Below are 19,218 nucleotides of genomic sequence, written 5' to 3'. Positions count from 1 at the left end.
GCCCGCTTATTTAACCTGTTCCTGAAGCCAGCGAATAAACGCCTCGATTTTCGGCCATTGTCTGCCAGGCAGGGTGGTGATGTAGTAGTGCTGATGGCATTTCAGCGCCATATCGCCAAAAGGCGCAACCAGCTCTCCACTGTCGAGGCGTTTTTGCACCAGCCGCTTTCGGCCCATCGCCACGCCGATATGATTCATCGCCGCAATCACCGCCAAATCAGAACGATCGAAACCGATTCCCGATGATGTCGGCAGATTCACCGAAAAATGCTGCGCCCAACTGTGCCATTCATCGGTCCCGGAGTCGTTACTCCACGCCTGTCTGTCATGCAGCAACGTACAGTGCGGTAAATTCACCAGCGAACCGGTAAGGTCATGGCGGCGAGCGTAGTCCGGGCTGCATACCGGCAGGATCTCTTCATCCATCAGGAAGTGGTGCGTGAGCTGCGCGGAGGGCGCGTCGTCAAAATAGATGGCCAGATCGACCCCGGCACGCTGCAGATTGACGTTGTCGTTCCCGGTCAGCATGGTCAGCGAAATCGACGGATAGCGACGGGTAAAGTCGCCGAGCGCCGGAACCAGCCAGCACTGAGCGATAGAAGGCCGTGAGTAGACGGTGAGCGTCCCGGACAACTCCTGATTTTTAATATCAAGGATTTCCTGATTCAGCGTATCCAGCGATGATTTCAGCGCCCAGAACACCCGCTTGCCCTCGTGGGTGAGTTCCACTTTACGATGCGAACGAACAAACAGCTGAATACCCAGCTCATCTTCCAGCTGATTAATGCGATGGCTGACAGCGCTGGGGCTTAATGACAGCTCATCTGCCGCCAGCGCAAACGACTGATGTCGGGCCGCCACTTCAAAGGTATACAGCTTTGACAACTGCCAGCCGTTGAGCAGCCGATTTCTGACCTCGCGTAAGGGATCCATGTTCACCTCCTGTCCTCCTGATTCATTCGCCGGAGTGTAAAAAAGTTCGCTGCAAAAATCAGCACAAAGATGAATCAAGGTGAACCATATCGTATAAACAAAGCGTAATTAGACGTAAATCACCTACTTGATGCAATCTGGCTCATGTGAAAGGGGGTTTATATCGTTTGTCAGACCATGCCTTATTTTTGTCCAATAACCCTATATTAATCACAGGGCAAGGTGAGTTATGCACTCTCAAATCTGGGTTGTGAGCACGCTGCTGATAAGCATCGTGTTAATCGTTTTGACCATCGTGAAGTTCAAATTCCACCCGTTTCTGGCGCTGCTGTTAGCCAGCTTCTTCGTGGGTACGATGATGGGTATGGGGCCGCTGGATATGGTCAATGCCATTGAGAGTGGCATCGGCGGTACGTTGGGCTTCCTCGCCGCGGTTATCGGCCTTGGGACCATTCTTGGCAAAATGATGGAAGTGTCCGGCGCGGCCGAACGTATCGGCCTGACGCTACAGCGCTGTCGCTGGCTTTCCGCTGACGTCATTATGGTACTGGTCGGGCTGATTTGCGGGATCACGCTGTTTGTTGAAGTCGGCGTAGTGCTGTTGATTCCTCTGGCCTTTTCAATTGCCAAAAAAACCAATACCTCGCTACTGAAGCTGGCGATTCCGTTATGTACAGCGCTGATGGCGGTACACTGCGTCGTGCCGCCGCATCCAGCCGCCCTGTTCGTGGCGAACAAGCTGGGCGCGGACATTGGCACCGTGATTGTCTACGGCTTACTGGTGGGCTTAATGGCCTCGCTGATCGGCGGTCCGCTGTATCTGAAATTCCTCGGTAACCGTCTGCCGTTTAAACCGGTTCCGGCTGAGTTTTCCGACCTCAAGGTGCGCGACGAAAGTACGCTGCCATCGCTGGGCGCTACGCTGTTTACCGTACTGCTGCCGATTGGCCTGATGCTGGTAAAAACCGTCGCTGAGCTGAACATGGCGAAAGGCAGCACGGTTTATACGCTGTTGGAGTTTATTGGTAACCCGATCACCGCGATGTTTATTGCCGTTTTCGTGGCCTATTACATTCTCGGCCTGCGTCAGCACATTGGCATGGGTGCGCTGCTGACCCACACCGAAAACGGTTTTGGCTCCATTGCTAACATTTTGCTGATTATCGGCGCAGGCGGCGCATTCAACGCTATCCTCAAGAGCAGCGGACTGGCGGATACCCTCGCGCTGATCCTCTCGAACATGCATATGCACCCGATTCTGCTGGCTTGGCTGGTGGCGTTAATCCTGCATGCTGCGGTGGGCTCTGCCACGGTGGCGATGATGGGTGCGACGGCAATCGTGGCCCCGATGCTGCCGCTCTACCCCAACGTTAGCCCGGAGATCATCGCCATTGCCATCGGTTCCGGCGCGATTGGCTGCACGATCGTCACCGATTCCCTCTTCTGGCTGGTGAAGCAGTACTGCGGCGCCACCCTAAATGAGACGTTCAAATATTATACGACCGCGACATTTATCGCGTCCGTTATTGCACTGGTTTGCACATTCCTGCTTTCCTTTATTATCTAAGCGCAAAGAGACTGACTATGGAAAACATTCAAACACTTATCGCCCAGCATCCTTTAGTGGAAGATCTGGTCGCTCTCAAGGAGACGACCTGGTTTAACCCTGGCACTACCTCTCTTGCGGAAGGTTTACCGTATGTTGGCCTGACAGAGCACGATGTTCAGGATGCCCACGCTCGTCTGACGCGCTTCGCGCCGTATCTGGCGCAGGCATTCCCGGAAACCGCAGCCACCGGCGGCATTATCGAATCTGAACTGGCCGCGATCCCAACGATGCAAAAGCGGCTGGAAAAAGAGTATGGGCAGCGCATCAACGGCGAAATTCTGCTGAAGAAAGACAGCCATCTACCGATTTCCGGCTCAATTAAAGCGCGTGGCGGTATTTATGAAGTGCTAACCCACGCGGAAAAACTGGCGCTGGAAGCCGGTCTGCTGACCACACAAGACGATTACAGCATTCTGCTTTCGCCTGAGTTTAAACAGTTCTTCAGTCAGTACAGCATCGCCGTAGGCTCCACCGGCAACCTTGGGATGTCGATCGGCATTATGAGCGCCCGTATCGGCTTTAAGGTAACTGTTCATATGTCTGCCGACGCTCGCGCATGGAAAAAAGCCAAACTGCGCAGCCACGGCGTGACGGTCGTGGAGTATGAAGAAGATTATGGCGTGGCGGTTGAGCAGGGCCGTAAGGCGGCACAATCCGATCCGAACTGTTTCTTTATCGATGATGAAAATTCCCGCACGTTGTTTTTAGGTTATGCGGTCGCCGGCGAGCGTCTGAAGGCGCAGTTCGCGCAGCAGGGGCGCGTGGTGGATGCCGACCATCCGCTGTTTGTTTACCTGCCGTGCGGCGTCGGCGGTGGGCCTGGCGGGGTGGCTTTTGGCCTGAAGCTGGCATTCGGCGATAACGTGCACTGTTTCTTCGCAGAACCGACCCATTCACCGTGCATGCTGCTGGGGATTTATACCGGGCTGCACGATACGATTTCTGTGCAGGACATTGGCATCGATAACCTGACAGCGGCAGATGGGCTGGCGGTGGGCCGCGCGTCCGGCTTTGTTGGCCGGGCAATGGAACGTCTGCTCGACGGTCTGTACACCCTGGACGATCAGACTATGTACGACATGCTGGGCTGGCTGGCGCAGGAAGAAGGCATTCGCCTTGAGCCGTCGGCGCTGGCCGGGATGGCCGGTCCGCAGCACGTTTGCGCTTCTGCTGACTATCAGCAAATGCACGGCTTCAGCGCGGAGCAGCTCAATAACGCCACCCACCTGGTGTGGGCGACCGGCGGCGGCATGGTGCCGGAAGCCGAAATGGCGCAGTATCTGGCCAAAGGACGTTAAACGCCGCTGAACTTAACGCAGCATCGCCATCAGTTCCATCGGTGAGCGATGTTGCTTCAGAAGGTCACGCATCACGCGCATATGCGGCGCGGTATGATTGAAGAAAGCGCTGTATCCGCCGCAAATCGCACTCTTTCCACTGCTGTCGCGATGCTTTGGACAATCGCCATGGCAAAAGCGTAATAGCGAACACGCCTGGCATTCCGCGCTCAGCGTGGTTCTCTTGGACTGACCAAACGCCACTGCCCACGGGCTGGCGTTGAGCTCACTCAACGACGTGCGATGAATATTACCCAGGCGAAAATCAGGGTGAACATAGTGATCGCATTGATACAAATCGCCATTCGCTTCCAGAGCAAAAGCATGTCCGCAAGTGGAGCTTAGCGAACACATCTGCGCCGGGTGTCCGCACCATACGCCCAGAGTTGAATCAAATAGCTGGACGAATACGCGGCCAATATCCTCTCTGACCCAGATATCAAAGACGGTATTCAGGAAGGTTCCCCACGCCTGAGGCGGGACGGATTCGGCGGTAAGCTCGCCGTCTTCATCATATTCAACCAGCGGAATGAACTGCAAAAAAGGCGTGCCAAGCTGGCGAAGGTAGCGATACATCTGTCCTGGTCGCTGGCTGTTCAGAGAATTAACCACTACCAGCAGATTGAACTCCACCTGATGCTTACGGAGCCTGGCAATGGCGTCCACCACCTTATGGTGAGTCGGTTTTCCGCTGCGGTTAACACGATAAGCATCGTGCAACTCGGCGGGGCCATCCAACGAAATCCCCACCAGCCAGCCGTTATCGTGCAAAAACTGACACCATTCGTCGTTGAGCAAAATCCCGTTGGTCTGGAACGCGTTATGGATTTTCTTCCCTTCCCCGTACTGTTTTTGCAACGTCACTACGCGGCGGAAAAAGTCGATGCCACAGAGGGTTGGCTCTCCGCCCTGCCAGGCGAACATCACGTCAGCCCCCGGCTGTGCGGTGATATGCTGACGAATAAACGTCTCTAAGGTGGCGTCATCCATTTCGGGTTGAGTGGGTTTATCGATGTAAAAACAGTAACGACAATCCAGGTTACAACGAGAGCTGGCTGGTTTGGCCATGACCTGACATCCTGTCATGCTAAATTCCCGATAAACGCAATAAGTTGGCGGACATGCGTTACAGCAAACAGTATTGCGAGGGATAACACCGCGAGGGAGATCATAAATTTGTCACGCACCGCGCGAGATTCAGAAAAATCGCTATGCGTAACATCCATCAGATTACGGCTGCGGGTATAGCGCCACAGAACGATCGCCACCATCGCCAGCACCACAATTGAAACCCAAAACAGGAAACCCGCCTGATGCCAGTTGTGCTTCAGCGCCAACGCCATTAGCGCGCCATAACCCAGAAGCGTACGAAACCAGGCCAGCGATGTTCGCTCCGGTTGTAACCCCGGATCGGCGATACGTCGCGACTTACGGCTATCCGGCATACAGTACCAGTCCCATGACAATCACCGCGACAATAAACAAAATCAGACTGATGATTAACAGGCTATGGGTATAGGGCAAATCCTCTTTCAGGCGCATCGCCCTCTCATTACGCAGCCAGCGCAGGTAGCCATAAATCGCCAGACCACCGGCAAACAGGCACAGCAACAGCGCCAAAAGCTCACGAATTACCGGCGTGGCAAAATCCGGAGCCAGTTGGTCGAGACCAACCCCCGCCGCCAGAAACCCCAGCGCGGTACGGATCCACGCCAGAAAGGTACGCTCATTTGCCAGTGAGAAGCGGTAATCCGGGGCTTCTCCAAGGCGGGAAATTTTCATCAGGACTCCTTTTTACTTTCACAGTTCAGCTGCAACGCTGCTCACTTTCAGAATTGCGAACATGGTATTGCTGATACTCTTTATGCCATCCAGCACAAGGAGGTCTGATGGACATATTATCGCAAAACAAATGTAGCTCATTGGGAATGCTTTTTGGCGCCATTGCATTGTTCCTTGGCATTTTTCATTTTTCTTTCGGCCCTTTTTCCGCCCCGCCTCCTACGCTTGAAAGCGTGGTATCAGAGAAGGTATCAGCCATTAAAAAAGGTATTCTTGCTGGACTGAAAGGCGAACAAGCGTCTACCACAGTGGAAAAACCAGCAACAGATATCGATAAGATACTGGATAACAGCGGCATTGCTCTTGCCGTCATCGCGCTGGTATGTGCATTTATTGGCGGCATGCGCAAAGAAAATCGTTGGGGTATTTGTGGTGCGATGTGCTTTGGTGGCGGAACGCTCGCCTTTCACGCCCTGCTTTTTGGTATTGGAATTATCTGCGCCATCATCCTGCTTATTCTGATCTTCTCCTTTCTCGGCAACGTTTCACCGGTTTAGTTTGCATGCCAGATGGCGACGTTCATCTTACCCGGCCTACAGGTGATGCAGGCCGGATACTCGCTCTTTAACCCATCCCCCAAAAAATCACCGCCAGCAGTTGCGGCGTGATAATTCGCAGGAACATCACTAGCGGATAAACGGTCGCATACGAAAGCGCCGCTGCCCCGCTGGTGGCATGCAGGTTGTTAGCAAATGCCAGTGCAGGCGGATCGGTCATTGAGCCAGCCAGCATGCCGCACAGCGTCAGGTAGTTCATTTTGACGAAAATCCTCGCCAGCAGCCCCACGGTAATCAGCGGAATCGCGGTGATGAAAATACCGTAGCCCACCCAGCTCAGGCCATCCCCCTGCGTCAGGGTATGAACAAAATCACCGCCTGACTTCAGACCAACCACTGCGAGAAACAGCACGATACCCAACTCTCGCAGCGCCAGGTTAGCGCTGGGGGGCATAAACCAATACAACTTACCGATGCTGCCAATACGCCCCAGGATCAACGCCATAATCAGCGGCCCACCGGCCAACCCCAGTTTAAGCGCCACCGGGAACCCAGGAATGAACAGCGGGATTGAACCCAGCAGAACACCCAGCCCGATCCCGATAAATACCGGCAGCATCTGCACCTGCTGCAGTTTTTGCTGGGCGTTACCCACCACATTAGCAACAGCATCAATCGAGGAAGGTCGACCGACCAGATTGAGGATGTCGCCAAACTGCAGGCTGGCGTCGCTGCTGGCTACCAGCTCAACCCCCGCACGGTTCAGACGGGAGATAACCACGTCGTAACGTTCTTTGAAATGCAGGTCGCGGATTCGTTTCCCCAGCACCTGTTCGTTGGTCACCACCACGCGCTCAACGCGTAAATCGGTGCCTCGCGTCGACAGCGATGTGTCCACCTCCTGCCCAATCACCACCTGCGCGTTGTGCAGATCAGCAGGCTGACCAACCAGGTGTAGCAGGTCGCCCATCTGGATAATCGTCCCCGGCGACGGCACCATCAATGTTTCTTCACGTTTTAAACGTGAGCAGATAATTTTGTCGCTGTTCAGGATTGGGACATCCTGAATCGCCATGTTGTTGAGGTTCGGGTTTTCCACACGGATATTCATCGTCTGAATCAGCGCGTGTCCGTTGGTCAGCGTGGATTCATGCTGATGGGCTTCGGCATCGACGTTAACGCGAAAAATTAGGCGCATCAGCCACATAGTGAGCAAAATACCGCAGATACCAAAAGGATAAGCCATGGCATAGCTCATCCCCATCTGATCCACCACATCAACAGGAGTACCCAGATCGCGCAGAATCTGCTGCCCCGCGCCTAACGCCGGAGTATTAGTGACCGCACCGGAAAAAATGCCCAGCACCACGGGAAGGGGAATGGCAAAAATCTTATGCAGGATCGCGGTGACCAGGCCACCCATGATAACAATCAGCACGGCAAACAGATTCAGCCGCAGGCCCGAAACGCGCAGTGACGCAAAAAAGCCCGGCCCCACCTGAATACCGATGGTGTAGACGAAAAGAATCAGGCCAAATTCCTGAATAAAATGCAGCATGTCGCCGCTCAGGGTCATCCCTGCCTGATCGACAAAATGCCCGACAATAATACCGCCGAACAGCACGCCTCCGATGCCAAAACCAACACCACGTATTTTTATGTTGCCGATCCATAATCCGACAACTGCCACCATTGCCAGAACGCTGACCGTCAATGCTATATCACTCATTTTCCTGTTCCCTGTGAATAACATTTTATTTAACGAAGATTATGACTGAACCGTTCAGGCATGAATGCAGAGTGGCGCACATTATCATGCTACAGAGCGCCCAGGAGCGCTTAAGAAGGGCGTTCTTTACTGTTTTTCTTCACGTCGATTTGAAATTGCTGAATGCTTTTTTCTGGCAATGGCAGCGCTTCCGGCATCCTGCCCTCCAGATCATAGTTTCATGTGGGCTGATGCACAAAAAAGCCCCGTCATTTCTGGCGGGGCAAAGGCATGGAGCTATTTAACTGTCTAATGCGGGACGTTCGCTGATGGCGATACGTTGTGGAGCGATGGTTTCAGGTTCATTCCGGGTCAAATCGATATGCAGCAAGCCGTTAGTGAAGCTTGCGCCGGAGACTTCCATATTTTCAGCCAGCGTAAAGCTCAGGCTGAACGGCTGAGTGACCAGCCCCTGATGCAACCATTTGGTCTCTTTTTCCGGCTGCTGCGGCGTACCTTTCACGGTCAGGCGCGTGCCTTCCAGTTGAATATCCAGATCTTCCTGGCGGAAACCGGCTAACGCAAGGGTAATGCGGTAGTGGTTATCATCGCTCTTTTCGATGTTATAAGGCGGGAAGCTCTGGCTTTCGCCCGTGTTTTGCAAGGCATTGGCCAGTTTGTCAAAACCGATCCATTGACGCAGCAGTGGGGATAAATCGTAGTTACGCATAATAATCTCCTTCTAAGAAGCGAGTAAGTACCTTTTGGCTCCCTGACGGCAAGCCGATTGCTTAGCAGGGCCGCCTGAAGCGGCCCACAGAATTAGTTGATTTCGATGCGGCGCGGCTTATTCGCCTCGGGAATCACGCGTTCGAGATCGATATACAGCAGACCATTCACCAGGTTCGCGCCGCGAACATGAATGTTCTCGGCTAACTGGAACTTACGTTCGAAGTTGCGCTCGGCAATCCCCTGATACAGGTAAGTACGTTCTTTTTGATCGTCCGCATGGGCGCCTTTCACCACCAGCAGATTGTCCTGGGCAGTAATTTCCAGTTCGCTTTCAGCAAAACCAGCAACGGCAATCGCAATTCGGTAATGGTTTTCGTCTACCAGCTCAACGTTATACGGAGGGTAGCCGCCATTGCTCTGGCCCTGATTGTTTTCCAGCAGGTTAAACAGGCGATCAAAACCAATAGCAGAACGGTACAGCGGGGATAAATCAAAGTTACGCATAATCAATAGCTCCTGAAATCAGCGAGAATAATAGACCTTCCATCATGGACAGGTCAGGTAGCCAGGACACCCATCAGGCATGCCCTTCATTTGTCTACACTCTAAAAATGGGTCTTAATACAAACTTTTCAAGCGTATTCATCTGACTTTTTTTGCAGTTTGTTGTCTATTGCATACACTGGTGGGAGCAGTTGTTATCGTTAAATCGCGATAGCCGCCACAGTGTGACGAAATGGTGATGTTATTTTCGCAACGGATCGCTTTAACTCACCATGCAAACACAATAAATACAGATGAAAAAAATGATGATAAAAAAAATGTTGGTAACACTGACAATGTGCAGCGGGATGGCGTTTGTGAGCGGCTGTTCCAGCATTATGTCGCATACCGGAGGCAAAGAAGGGACGTATCCTGGCACGCGCGCCAGCGCCACAATGATTAGCGAAAGTGATACAAACTGGGGAACCAAGTCACTGGCGATTCTGGATATGCCGTTTACCGCAGTACTGGATACAGTATTACTTCCGTGGGATCTCTTTCGCAAAGATAACTCGGTGAGATCCCGTGTAGAAAAAAGCGAGGAGAGAACGCAGGCCGCGAACGCTGTTATCCCTCCGGCTGAAATGCCTGCTCCTTAAGTTAACGCCCAGTCTCTGTTACCCACAGCTGGCGGAAACCCTCGACGTCTTCCATCCACGCAACCTGTCGACCATCAGGAGAGAAGATGATCGCATCGCCCGATGGTGGGTTGCCGTGACGGTCCGTTAGAAAATCAACCTCTCCCGTCTGAGCATCACAACGAGCAATTTTGTTATCCAGTACAAACCCCAGCCATTTCCCTGACGGATGCCAGTTGAATGCTGACTGAATATCCGTGGCGCAGCGGGTAAGCTGACGCGGTTCTCCTCCTTGTGGGGAAATCAGCCACAGTTGCACAATGCCGACGTCATCACGCATTAAAAACGCAATCTCAGATGCCTTTGGATTACTGCGCACCCAATGGCGCGGCTGATTTACCAGACCGGGAAAGGCGCGCGCATGAGTAAACGTCAGACGGCGTTGATAAATACCAAATGGCGGCGCAGGCATTGTCGCCTCAGTGCCCTCCAGCGGAGCGTCGCCCGGCTGTTTCCAGCCGCTTTCATCCTGTGGTAAATCAACAATAAATAACTCCGGCACTTTCTCGCCCGTGACTGATAACGTATCACCGATAAACGCCAGTTTGTTTTCCCCTACCCAGCCCTCTTCATAGGCGCGGTTAATCTCATCGCTACCCGGTTTAGGCGTGGGTGTCGTCTGGGTTACCAGCACGCACCAATGGCTCCCGCTGTACTCACGGGGATGCTGCGCGGAGACCGTCACCGGACCATAGGGCGCAGCCACACCGACATTGCGTAGATCCAGCGCCGGTGAGCGCTCATGCAGCACATGGTCGTTATAGGTGAAACTGACAAACTCGCCGCTCGGGCTGAATACATGCACATGACTACCGCCACGCAGCGCGCCCGGCGTATATGGGGCGGTAATATCCATTGCATCCAGATTCTCCACTTTTGCCTGCGTAGCTATCACCCCACGCCGATGATGGAAGTCGTAATACCATGTTTCATCAGGATTTTCAGGCCCATGAATAAACACATATTTTTCCGACTTTGGATGAACGGTCACCACGCCAACGTGCGATCCCTGCATGGCCCGATAAATCACCTCCAGCTCGCCAGTATGAATATTGACGCGCTCAATTGTGTCGCCGGTAAAAGAGGCACCGGAAGGACGCACATCAAAGACCAGCCACTGGCTGTCCGGTGTCCAGGTATTGATATTGGTAAGCTGATGATTACGCGGCGTAAAGGTGATTTGCTTCATGGAATGCCCTGATACAAGACGATTTCAGCAATCATACTTCACAAGCACTTCACTTTCAGGCTTTAGCGTATCGCCATCTTCATTTTTGCGGACAGAAAGATGGAACATTTTGACGTAGCCATTATCGGGTTAGGCCCGGCAGGCGCAGCGCTGGCGCGGCAGTTGAATGGAAAAATGCGCGTGATCGCGTTGGATAAAAAACACCAGTGCGGCAACGAAGGTTTCACCAAACCCTGCGGCGGTCTGTTGGCCCCGGATGCCCAGCGTTCGTTTATCCGCGACGGGATAACCTTACCCGTTGATGTCATCGCTAACCCACAAATATTTAGCGTTAAAACGGTTGATGTTGCAGCCTCTTTGACGCGTAACTACCAGCGCAGCTACATTAATATCAACCGCCATGCTTTTGATTTATGGCTTAAATCTCTCATTCCTGATGATGTACAGGTGTACCACGATAGCCTGTGTCGGAAAATCTGGCGCGAGGGCGATAAATGGCATGTCATCTTCCGCGCCGACGGTTGGGAGCAGCAGATCACCGCGCGTTATCTGGTGGGAGCCGACGGCGCGAACTCACTGGTACGCCGTCATCTCTATCCCCGGCACCAGATCCGTAAATATGTTGCTATTCAACAATGGTTTGCGGAAAAGCATCCCGTCCCGTTCTATTCCTGCATTTTTGATAACGACGCAACCGACTGTTATTCCTGGAGTATCAGCAAAGATGGCTATTTTATCTTTGGCGGTGCCTACCCGATGAAGGACGGCCAGGCGCGCTTTGACGCGCTGAAAGCGAAGATGGAAGCGTTCCAATTTCAGTTCGGCAAACCGGTGAAAAGTGAAAAATGTACGGTGCTGTTTCCTTCACGCTGGAAAGACTTCGTCTGTGGCAAGGACAACGCATTTTTGATTGGCGAAGCGGCCGGTTTTATCAGCGCCAGCTCACTGGAGGGGATTAGCTATGCGCTGGACAGCGCGGAGGCACTCAAATCTGTATTGTTGCGGGATGCACCAGATATGAATCACGCTTACCGCAAAGCCACCCGCAAGTTACGTCTCAAACTGTTTGGCAAAATCCTGAAAAGTCGGGCCCTGACGTCGGCGTTTTCCCGCAAATGGATAATGCGCAGCGGCGTGGCGCATATTCCTCAAGGTGAACACTCAGTATCACAAATAATTGCTGAAACAGGGCAAATGCGCCAAGGCATTTGCCCATAACATCTTATTTCAGCGCAAACTTCTCAATGGCATACGCGACGCCATCTTCAAGGTTAGATTTCGTCACAAAGTTGGCGATTTCTTTGACTGACCCAATAGCGTTGTCCATGGCAACGCCCACGCCTGCGTATTCAATCATCGCGATGTCGTTTTCCTGATCGCCAATCGCCATCACCTCTTCGGCTTTTATACCCAACGCATCGGCCAGCGATTTCACGCCAGTCCCTTTATTGACGCGTTTATCGAGGATTTCGAGGAAATACGGTGCACTTTTCAGCACGGTGTACTTCTCTTTTACTTCCGCAGGTATGCGCGAGATAGCTTTATCGAGGATCTCCGGCTCGTCAATCATCATCACTTTCAGGAACTGGGTTGCGGGATCCATTTTCTCGGCTTCACAGAACACCAGCGGAATCGTCGCAACAAACGATTCATGCACCGTGTAGTAGCTGATATCACGGTTCGCGGTATACAGGGTGTTGCGATCGAGAGCGTGGAAATGCGAGCCAACGTCCCGGGAGAGCTGCTCCAGATAACGATAATCATCATAGCTCAACGCGGTTTGCGCGACAGTACTGCCATCCCCTGCTTTCTGCACTAGCGCGCCATTGTAGGTAATGCAGTAGTCACCGGGTTCTTCCATATGCAATTCTTTCAGATAGCTGTGGACGCCGGCATACGGGCGCCCCGTGGTCAGCACCACATTTACGCCACGCGCGCGCGCTGCGGCAATCGCCGTTTTGACCGCGGGTGAAATGGTGTGATCGGGCAGCAGAAGTGTGCCATCCATGTCGATAGCAATAAGTTTGATAGCCATGAGTTCCCCGGATTAAATGAGTCCGTCCTCATGCTAACGCGATTCCGCTCAAAAAACAGCTACGAAAAGGGGGATAGAAAGGGGAATCGAGATTCCCCTTTTGCCGGACGGTTGTAGACCTGGGTGCAAGTTAGATATCGATGTTCGCCGCTTTCAGGGCGTTTTCTTCGATAAACGCGCGACGCGGTTCAACGGCATCGCCCATCAGCGTAGTGAACAGCTGGTCGGCGGCAATCGCATCCTTCACGGTAACGCGCAGCATACGACGGCTTTCCGGATCCATGGTGGTTTCCCACAGCTGATCCGGGTTCATCTCGCCCAGACCTTTATAACGCTGGATAGCGAGGCCGCGACGTGACTCTTTCTGCAGCCATTCCAGCGCCTGCTCAAAGCTGGCAACCGGCTGGCGGCGCTCGCCACGTTCGATAAACGCATCGTCTTCGATCAGCCCGCGCAGCTTCTCACCGAGCGTACAAATACGACGGTATTCGCCACCAGTCACAAACTCGTGATCCAGAATATAGTCGGTATCCACACCGTGAGTACGGACGCGCACAATCGGCTCAAACAGGTTCTGCTCTGCGTTGTGGTGGATATCAAACTTCCACAGGCTGCCGTGCTGTTCTTTTTCGTTCAGCTCGGTAATCAACGAATTAACCCAGCGGGTAACGGTCTGCTCGTTCGCCAAATCAGCTTCCGGCAGCGTCGGTTGATAAACCAGTTCTTTCAGAAGCGCTTTCGGGAAACGACGTTCCATACGGCCAATCATTTTCTGCGTCGCGTTGTATTCAGAAACCAGTTTTTCTAACGACTCACCTGAAAGAGCAGGTGCGCTGGCATTAGTGTGTAGCGTTGCGCCATCCAGAGCGATAGAAATTTGGTACTGATCCATCGCTTCGTCATCTTTAATGTACTGTTCCTGCTTACCTTTTTTCACTTTGTACAGCGGTGGCTGTGCAATGTAAACGTGGCCGCGTTCCACGATTTCCGGCATCTGACGATAGAAGAAGGTCAACAGCAGCGTACGAATATGCGAGCCGTCGACGTCCGCATCGGTCATGATGATGATGCTGTGATAACGCAGTTTGTCCGGGTTGTACTCGTCACGACCGATGCCACAGCCGAGCGCGGTGATCAGCGTTGCCACTTCCTGAGAAGAGAGCATTTTATCAAAGCGCGCTTTCTCGACGTTGAGGATTTTACCCTTCAGCGGCAGAATCGCCTGGTTTTTACGGTTACGGCCCTGCTTCGCAGAACCGCCCGCGGAGTCCCCTTCCACAAGGTACAGTTCGGACAGCGCCGGGTCGCGTTCCTGACAGTCCGCCAGCTTGCCCGGCAGGCCCGCTAAGTCCAGCGCGCCTTTACGACGGGTCATTTCACGCGCGCGACGTGCCGCTTCACGGGCACGTGCAGCATCAATAATTTTGCCAACGACGATTTTCGCGTCAGACGGGTTTTCCAGCAGGTATTCGCTCAGCAGTTCGTTCATCTGCTGTTCTACCGCCGATTTCACCTCAGAGGAGACCAGCTTGTCTTTGGTCTGTGAGGAGAACTTCGGATCCGGTACTTTCACGGAAACAACGGCAATCAAGCCTTCACGGGCATCATCACCGGTGGCGCTGACTTTGGCTTTTTTGCTGTAGCCTTCTTTGTCCATGTAGGCGTTCAGGGTACGGGTCATCGCCGCACGGAAGCCTGCAAGGTGAGTACCACCGTCACGCTGCGGAATGTTGTTGGTGAAGCAGTAAATGTTTTCCTGGAAACCATCGTTCCACTGCAGCGCAACTTCAACGCCGATACCGTCTTTTTCGGTGGAGAAGTAGAAGATATTTGGGTGGATCGGCGTTTTGTTTTTGTTGAGGTATTCAACAAACGCCTTGATGCCGCCTTCGTAGTGGAAATGGTCTTCTTTACCATCGCGCTTGTCGCGCAGACGAATAGAGACGCCGGAGTTCAGGAACGACAGCTCGCGCAGACGCTTAGCCAGAATCTCGTATTCAAACTCAACGACGTTGGTAAAGGTTTCGTGGCTTGGCCAGAAACGTACCTGAGTACCCGTCGCTTCTGTTTCGCCGGTTACCGCCAGCGGCGCCTGCGGCACACCGTGCACGTAAGTTTGCTGATGCACTTTGCCTTCACGACGAATCACCAGCTCCAGTTTCTGTGACAGGGCGTTTACTACGGACACACCTACGCCGTGCAGACCACCGGAAACTTTATAGGAGTTATCATCGAATTTACCGCCTGCGTGCAGAACGGTCATGATAACTTCCGCCGCCGAAACGCCCTCTTCCGGGTGAATACCGGTTGGGATACCACGGCCATCATCGGTAACGGACACGGAGTTGTCAGCGTGAATCGTTACAACGATATCTTTACAGTGACCCGCGAGCGCTTCGTCGATAGCGTTATCTACCACCTCGAATACCATGTGGTGCAGACCGGTACCGTCATCCGTGTCGCCGATATACATACCCGGGCGCTTACGCACCGCATCCAGTCCTTTCAGGACTTTGATACTGGAGGAGTCATAAGAATTCGACATCAACGTTTCTCGCTCATTTAAACTTGGGTTAATCCGTTATTTTACCCTTTTCCACGGTGAACATCTTCGAATTTTTGTCCGACATGTCCAGAACGTGTTCAGCGCTGATTGCGCTGACAAAGACCTGAGATTGCGTCGCTTTTAAGCGGCTGGCTAACAGCCCACGACGGGCATCATCAAGTTCAGAGGCAAAATCATCTATCAGGTAGAGACACCGCCGCCCACTTTCGCGGGTGAGGAACTCCCCTTGCGCCAGACGTAAGGCGCACATCAGCAGCTTTAGCTGCCCACGCGACAACGTGTCTTCCACCGGCGCACCGTCAGCGCGAATGCGAAAATCCGCTTTGTGCGGACCGTGCGCGGTGTAGGTCAACATGCGATCGCGTTCAAAACTGCGTTCCAGCACTTCGGCATAATCGGTCTCTTTCTCCCAGCCGCGCTGGAATGAGAAGGAGAGAGAAAATTCGGGTAGAAACTGCTGACAGGTATCCGCCATATCCTGCGCGATACCGGCGCTGTACTCCGCGCGCCAGGTGCTGATTTGTTCCGCCAGCGGGATCAGTTCTTTATCCCACGGACGCAGTTGTTCATAACGACTCACCTGGCGCAGGGCTGCGTTGCGCTGCTTTAGCAGTCGCTTCAGATTGCTCCAGGCGGTGAAAAATCCGGCTTCATTGTGAAAGCATCCCCAGTCAAGGAATGCTCTTCTGTATTTGGGGCCGCCATTGAGTAAAGTAAACCCCTCTGGCGTGATCAGCTGCATCGGCATCAGGTGCGCCAGTTCCGCGACCTTGTGCCCGTCAGTGCCGTCAATGCGCACTTTGCTGTCGCCCAGTTTGTCTTTCGTCAGGCCAATCGATGTCTCACGCTCTTCCCCCTGCAAACGCCCGTGTAAAACAAACGACTCCTGCTCGTGGCGAATTACGCGGCCAATCTGCAAACTGCGAAACGCCCGGCCGTGGCCGAGCGTATAGATGGCTTCCAGCACGCTGGTTTTGCCGCTGCCGTTCGCGCCAACCAGGAAGTTAAAGCCAGGGGATAAAGCGAGATCCGCGCTTTCGATATTGCGAAAGTCGCGGATCAACAGACGGGTGAGCGACATTACAGTCTCATTGGCATAACAACATAAGCCGCGCTCTGGCTGGCAGCATCTTCAATCTGTACGCTCGATACGGAATCGGTCAGCAGAATACGAACGTTCTCGCACTTCAGCGCGTTTAGTACGTCCAGTACGTAGCTAACGTTAAAACCGATTTCCAGTTCAGTGCCAGGATAGGAGACATCCAGAATTTCTTCCGCTTCTTCCTGCTCCGGGTTGTTGGCGGTGATTTTCAGCTGGTTTTCACTGACATACAGACGCACGCCGCGGAATTTCTCGTTAGAGAGGATCGCCGCACGAGCAAATGCCTGTTTGAGGATATCGCAACCGGCTTCCAGATGTTTGTCCGGATTCTTCGGCAATACGCGGCGATAATCCGGGAAACGGCCATCAACCAGCTTGGAGGTAAAGATGAAGTCACCCACGTGCGCACGAATGTTGTTGCTGCCAATCTGCACGCGCAGCGGGTTGTCGCCGCCGTCGAGCATACGCATCAGTTCAATCACGCCTTTACGCGGAACGATCACCGAATGGCTGGGTAACTGCTGACCGACAGGCATTGAACAGACCGCCAGGCGGTGACCGTCGGTCGCCACGGTACGCAGCTCTTCCCCTTCGGTTTCAAACAGCATGCCGTTTAAGTAGTAACGCACGTCCTGATGCGCCATCGAAAACTGCGTGGCTTCAATCAGGCGCTTCATCGTGGCCTGCGGCAGAGTGAATTCGACTTCGCTCTGCCAGTCGTCCAGATTCGGGAAGTCGGCGGCAGGCAGCGTAGACAGCGAGAAACGGCTACGGCCAGACCGCACCAGCATGCGATCGCCTTCCAGTTGAACGGCAATTTCCGCGCCTTCCGGCAACCCACGGCAAATATCGAAGAATTTACGCGCCGGAACGGTGGTCGCACCAGGTTCATGAGGCTGGATCAGCGCCACGCGCGCCACCATCTCCATTTCGAGATCGGTACCGGTCAGAGAAAGCGCACCGTCAGCAACCTGCAGCAGCAGATTTCCGAGAATAGGCAGTGTAGGACGTCCACCCAGCGGGCCGCTGACCTGCTGAAGCGGTTTTAATAAATGTTCACGTTCAACGGTAAATTTCATAGCGTCACGAAGATAATGTTCTGATTAAATTGGAGAAATCTTCTTTAATATCATGGCTTTCTTCACGCAACTGCTCAATCTTGCGACAGGCATGAAGCACGGTAGTATGGTCACGCCCACCAAACGCGTCGCCAATTTCCGGCAGACTGTGGTTAGTGAGCTCTTTTGCCAGCGCCATCGCCATCTGGCGCGGACGAGCTACCGAGCGAGATCGACGCTTAGAAAGCAGATCCGCAATTTTGATTTTGTAATACTCCGCCACCGTCTTCTGAATATTGTCGATGGTGACCAGCTTTTCCTGCAAAGCCAGCAGATCGCGCAACGCTTCGCGCACGAAATCGATGGTAATCGCCCGGCCGGTAAAATTAGCGTTGGCGATCACGCGGTTCAGTGCGCCTTCCAGCTCACGTACGTTAGAGCGTAGACGCTTGGCAATAAAGAACGCCACTTCACCCGGCAGACGAATGTCGTTTTCGTCGGCTTTTTTCATCAGGATCGCGACGCGCGTTTCCAGCTCAGGCGGCTCGATCGCAACAGTCAGTCCCCAGCCGAAGCGGGATTTCAGACGATCTTCAACGCCGTTGATCTCTTTCGGATAGCGATCCGAAGTTAGGATGATCTGCTGATTGCCTTCCAGCAGGGCGTTAAAGGTGTGGAAAAACTCTTCCTGCGATCGTTCTTTATTCGCGAAGAATTGGATATCGTCAATCAGCAGCGCATCCACGGAACGGTAGTAGCGTTTAAACTCTTCGATCGCGTTGTTTTGCAGGGCCTTAACCATGTCCTGCACAAAACGTTCGGAGTGCATATACACCACTTTCGCGTTTGGCTTACGCGCCATAATACCGTTACCGACAGCGTGCAGCAGGTGGGTTTTACCCAGACCCGTACCGCCATAAAGAAATAACGGATTGTAGGCGCCACCAGGATTGTCCGCCACCTGACGTGCCGCCGCGCGCGCCAGTTGGTTAGATTTACCTTCAACGAAGTTATCAAACGTGTGTTTGACGTTGACGTTAGAACGATAGGTAGGTTCTGCCGGTGCCGGGACGTTATCCCAGCCTGAGCGCGCCGCCGGAGCGGCACGTTGCGGTTGCACTTGCTGAGCCACGTAAGCGGGCGCAACAACGTTGTTCACCGGCGTTTTCAGCGTTTGCGTGACGGGTTTAGTACCGACTTCAAAGCGCAGCTGCGGGGCATCCGCTCCACAGAAGTTATTGAGTAATCCATTAATATTATTAAGGTATTTATCCCTTACCCAATCAAGCACGAAACGGTTTGGCGCATACAAAGCCAGCGTGTTATCGCTCAGTTCCGCCTGCAACGGGCGTATCCACATACTGAACTCTGTGGCTGGTAACTCATCCTGCAATCGGGCAAGACACTGCTGCCAAAGCGAAAGTGACAC

At 53.3% G+C, this 19,218-nt stretch carries 18 protein-coding genes, 1 pseudogene and 1 other annotated feature; of the genes and pseudogenes, 5 read left to right on the top strand and 14 right to left on the bottom strand.

Going from position 1 to position 19,218, the window contains the following annotated elements; genetic code table 11:
- Positions 1 to 6: 6 nt before the first annotated feature.
- Positions 7 to 933: a DNA-binding transcriptional regulator DsdC gene (gene dsdC, locus HV311_RS00090; protein ID WP_016155054.1), complete on the bottom strand. Its 927-nt coding sequence runs from the start codon at positions 931 to 933 to the stop codon at positions 7 to 9.
- A gap of 229 nt (positions 934 to 1,162) precedes the next feature.
- On the opposite strand from dsdC, the gene dsdX reads away from it, so the two are divergent.
- Positions 1,163 to 2,500, top strand: a complete 1,338-nt coding sequence (gene dsdX, locus HV311_RS00085) for a D-serine transporter DsdX (protein WP_016157809.1) — start codon at positions 1,163 to 1,165, stop codon at positions 2,498 to 2,500.
- A 17-nt stretch (positions 2,501 to 2,517) separates the two neighbouring features.
- Positions 2,518 to 3,840, top strand: coding sequence for a D-serine ammonia-lyase (gene dsdA, locus HV311_RS00080; RefSeq protein ID WP_103928770.1), 1,323 nt, complete (start codon positions 2,518 to 2,520; stop codon positions 3,838 to 3,840).
- Positions 3,841 to 3,852: 12 nt separating this feature from the next.
- On the opposite strand, the gene HV311_RS00075 is transcribed toward dsdA, so the two are convergent.
- Genes HV311_RS00075 through HV311_RS00065 form a run of 3 tightly spaced genes read right to left on the bottom strand, consistent with a single transcriptional unit; the run spans position 3,853 to position 5,661 of the window.
- The gene (locus tag HV311_RS00075; protein WP_191220584.1) at positions 3,853 to 4,965 is read right to left on the bottom strand and encodes an anaerobic sulfatase maturase; all 1,113 of its coding nucleotides are present in this window, start codon (positions 4,963 to 4,965) and stop codon (positions 3,853 to 3,855) included.
- Positions 4,962 to 5,324, bottom strand: coding sequence for a DUF202 domain-containing protein (locus HV311_RS00070; RefSeq protein ID WP_019078012.1), 363 nt, complete (start codon positions 5,322 to 5,324; stop codon positions 4,962 to 4,964). The genes HV311_RS00075 and HV311_RS00070 overlap by 4 nt, the downstream gene beginning before the upstream one ends.
- A complete protein-coding gene (locus HV311_RS00065) occupies positions 5,314 to 5,661 on the bottom strand; it encodes a YidH family protein (RefSeq protein ID WP_016157812.1) in 348 nt (115 codons plus the stop codon). The genes HV311_RS00070 and HV311_RS00065 overlap by 11 nt, the downstream gene beginning before the upstream one ends.
- A gap of 107 nt (positions 5,662 to 5,768) precedes the next feature.
- Here HV311_RS00065 and HV311_RS00060 point away from each other — a divergent pair, with 107 nt between their 5' ends.
- Positions 5,769 to 6,218, top strand: a complete 450-nt coding sequence (locus HV311_RS00060) for a hypothetical protein (RefSeq protein ID WP_191220583.1) — start codon at positions 5,769 to 5,771, stop codon at positions 6,216 to 6,218.
- 67 nt (positions 6,219 to 6,285) lie between these two features.
- Here HV311_RS00060 and HV311_RS00055 read toward each other — a convergent pair whose 3' ends face one another.
- The 4 genes and pseudogenes from HV311_RS00055 to ibpA form a co-directional block, all read right to left on the bottom strand.
- Entirely contained in the window at positions 6,286 to 7,947 is a 1,662-nt protein-coding gene (locus HV311_RS00055) for a putative transporter (protein ID WP_016155061.1), read from the bottom strand.
- A gap of 110 nt (positions 7,948 to 8,057) precedes the next feature.
- A pseudogene (locus HV311_RS28195) lies at positions 8,058 to 8,159 on the bottom strand (DNA damage-inducible protein D); the annotation flags it as partial.
- Between the two features lie 68 nt (positions 8,160 to 8,227).
- Positions 8,228 to 8,656 (bottom strand): small heat shock chaperone IbpB, encoded by a 429-nt coding sequence (gene ibpB / locus HV311_RS00050; RefSeq protein ID WP_003827096.1) that lies wholly within the window; start codon positions 8,654 to 8,656, stop codon positions 8,228 to 8,230.
- Positions 8,657 to 8,748: 92 nt separating this feature from the next.
- A complete protein-coding gene (gene ibpA, locus HV311_RS00045) occupies positions 8,749 to 9,162 on the bottom strand; it encodes a small heat shock chaperone IbpA (RefSeq protein WP_003023882.1) in 414 nt (137 codons plus the stop codon).
- Positions 9,156 to 9,228: a sequence feature (ROSE (Repression Of Heat Shock gene Expression) occurs in the 5'-region of heat shock genes and acts as an RNA thermometer to modulate expression.), on the bottom strand. Its footprint overlaps the gene before it by 7 nt.
- A 236-nt stretch (positions 9,229 to 9,464) precedes the next feature.
- Here ibpA and HV311_RS00040 point away from each other — a divergent pair.
- Positions 9,465 to 9,800 (top strand): YceK/YidQ family lipoprotein, encoded by a 336-nt coding sequence (locus HV311_RS00040; protein WP_016155062.1) that lies wholly within the window; start codon positions 9,465 to 9,467, stop codon positions 9,798 to 9,800.
- A gap of 1 nt (position 9,801) precedes the next feature.
- Here the strand turns inward: HV311_RS00040 and HV311_RS00035 are convergent, their stop codons facing one another.
- Positions 9,802 to 11,028, bottom strand: a complete 1,227-nt coding sequence (locus tag HV311_RS00035) for a DUF3748 domain-containing protein (RefSeq protein WP_191220582.1) — start codon at positions 11,026 to 11,028, stop codon at positions 9,802 to 9,804.
- Positions 11,029 to 11,127: 99 nt separating this feature from the next.
- On the opposite strand from HV311_RS00035, the gene cbrA reads away from it, so the two are divergent.
- Complete coding sequence (cbrA, locus tag HV311_RS00030) at positions 11,128 to 12,246, top strand: colicin M resistance lipid reductase CbrA (RefSeq protein ID WP_191220581.1); 1,119 nt, start codon at positions 11,128 to 11,130, stop codon at positions 12,244 to 12,246.
- A gap of 4 nt (positions 12,247 to 12,250) precedes the next feature.
- Here the strand turns inward: cbrA and yidA are convergent, their stop codons facing one another.
- From yidA to dnaA, 5 genes are all read right to left on the bottom strand, one after another.
- Positions 12,251 to 13,063, bottom strand: a complete 813-nt coding sequence (gene yidA / locus HV311_RS00025; RefSeq protein WP_016155065.1) for a sugar-phosphatase — start codon at positions 13,061 to 13,063, stop codon at positions 12,251 to 12,253.
- Positions 13,064 to 13,193: 130 nt separating this feature from the next.
- Positions 13,194 to 15,608: a DNA topoisomerase (ATP-hydrolyzing) subunit B gene (gene gyrB / locus HV311_RS00020; RefSeq protein ID WP_016157816.1), complete on the bottom strand. Its 2,415-nt coding sequence runs from the start codon at positions 15,606 to 15,608 to the stop codon at positions 13,194 to 13,196.
- Positions 15,609 to 15,636: 28 nt separating this feature from the next.
- Positions 15,637 to 16,710, bottom strand: coding sequence for a DNA replication/repair protein RecF (gene recF, locus HV311_RS00015; protein WP_016155067.1), 1,074 nt, complete (start codon positions 16,708 to 16,710; stop codon positions 15,637 to 15,639).
- The gene (gene dnaN / locus HV311_RS00010; protein WP_016155068.1) at positions 16,710 to 17,810 is read right to left on the bottom strand and encodes a DNA polymerase III subunit beta; all 1,101 of its coding nucleotides are present in this window, start codon (positions 17,808 to 17,810) and stop codon (positions 16,710 to 16,712) included. The genes recF and dnaN overlap by 1 nt, the downstream gene beginning before the upstream one ends.
- Positions 17,811 to 17,814: 4 nt before the next feature.
- Entirely contained in the window at positions 17,815 to 19,218 is a 1,404-nt protein-coding gene (gene dnaA / locus HV311_RS00005) for a chromosomal replication initiator protein DnaA (RefSeq protein WP_016155069.1), read from the bottom strand.

Origin of the sequence: Citrobacter sp. RHBSTW-00881, assembly GCF_013728515.1 — a bacterium.
Taxonomy (GTDB): Bacteria; Pseudomonadota; Gammaproteobacteria; order Enterobacterales; family Enterobacteriaceae; genus Citrobacter; species Citrobacter braakii.
The sequence above is the reverse complement of the archived record's forward strand: the minus strand, read 5'-3'. Positions and strand labels throughout refer to the sequence as shown.

Coding starts and splice junctions, on each gene's coding strand:
- dsdX (WP_016157809.1), top strand. CDS start 1,163: ATGCACTCTCAAATCTGGGTTGTGAGCACGCTGCTGATAAGCATCGTG.
- cbrA (WP_191220581.1), top strand. CDS start 11,128: ATGGAACATTTTGACGTAGCCATTATCGGGTTAGGCCCGGCAGGCGCA.
- gyrB (WP_016157816.1), bottom strand. CDS start 15,608: ATGTCGAATTCTTATGACTCCTCCAGTATCAAAGTCCTGAAAGGACTG.
- dsdA (WP_103928770.1), top strand. CDS start 2,518: ATGGAAAACATTCAAACACTTATCGCCCAGCATCCTTTAGTGGAAGAT.
- ibpA (WP_003023882.1), bottom strand. CDS start 9,162: ATGCGTAACTTTGATTTATCCCCGCTGTACCGTTCTGCTATTGGTTTT.
- yidA (WP_016155065.1), bottom strand. CDS start 13,063: ATGGCTATCAAACTTATTGCTATCGACATGGATGGCACACTTCTGCTG.
- HV311_RS00040 (WP_016155062.1), top strand. CDS start 9,465: ATGATGATAAAAAAAATGTTGGTAACACTGACAATGTGCAGCGGGATG.
- recF (WP_016155067.1), bottom strand. CDS start 16,710: ATGTCGCTCACCCGTCTGTTGATCCGCGACTTTCGCAATATCGAAAGC.
- HV311_RS00055 (WP_016155061.1), bottom strand. CDS start 7,947: ATGAGTGATATAGCATTGACGGTCAGCGTTCTGGCAATGGTGGCAGTT.
- dsdC (WP_016155054.1), bottom strand. CDS start 933: ATGGATCCCTTACGCGAGGTCAGAAATCGGCTGCTCAACGGCTGGCAG.
- ibpB (WP_003827096.1), bottom strand. CDS start 8,656: ATGCGTAACTACGATTTATCCCCACTGCTGCGTCAATGGATCGGTTTT.
- HV311_RS00065 (WP_016157812.1), bottom strand. CDS start 5,661: ATGAAAATTTCCCGCCTTGGAGAAGCCCCGGATTACCGCTTCTCACTG.
- HV311_RS00035 (WP_191220582.1), bottom strand. CDS start 11,028: ATGAAGCAAATCACCTTTACGCCGCGTAATCATCAGCTTACCAATATC.
- dnaN (WP_016155068.1), bottom strand. CDS start 17,810: ATGAAATTTACCGTTGAACGTGAACATTTATTAAAACCGCTTCAGCAG.
- HV311_RS00070 (WP_019078012.1), bottom strand. CDS start 5,324: ATGCCGGATAGCCGTAAGTCGCGACGTATCGCCGATCCGGGGTTACAA.
- HV311_RS00075 (WP_191220584.1), bottom strand. CDS start 4,965: ATGACAGGATGTCAGGTCATGGCCAAACCAGCCAGCTCTCGTTGTAAC.
- HV311_RS00060 (WP_191220583.1), top strand. CDS start 5,769: ATGGACATATTATCGCAAAACAAATGTAGCTCATTGGGAATGCTTTTT.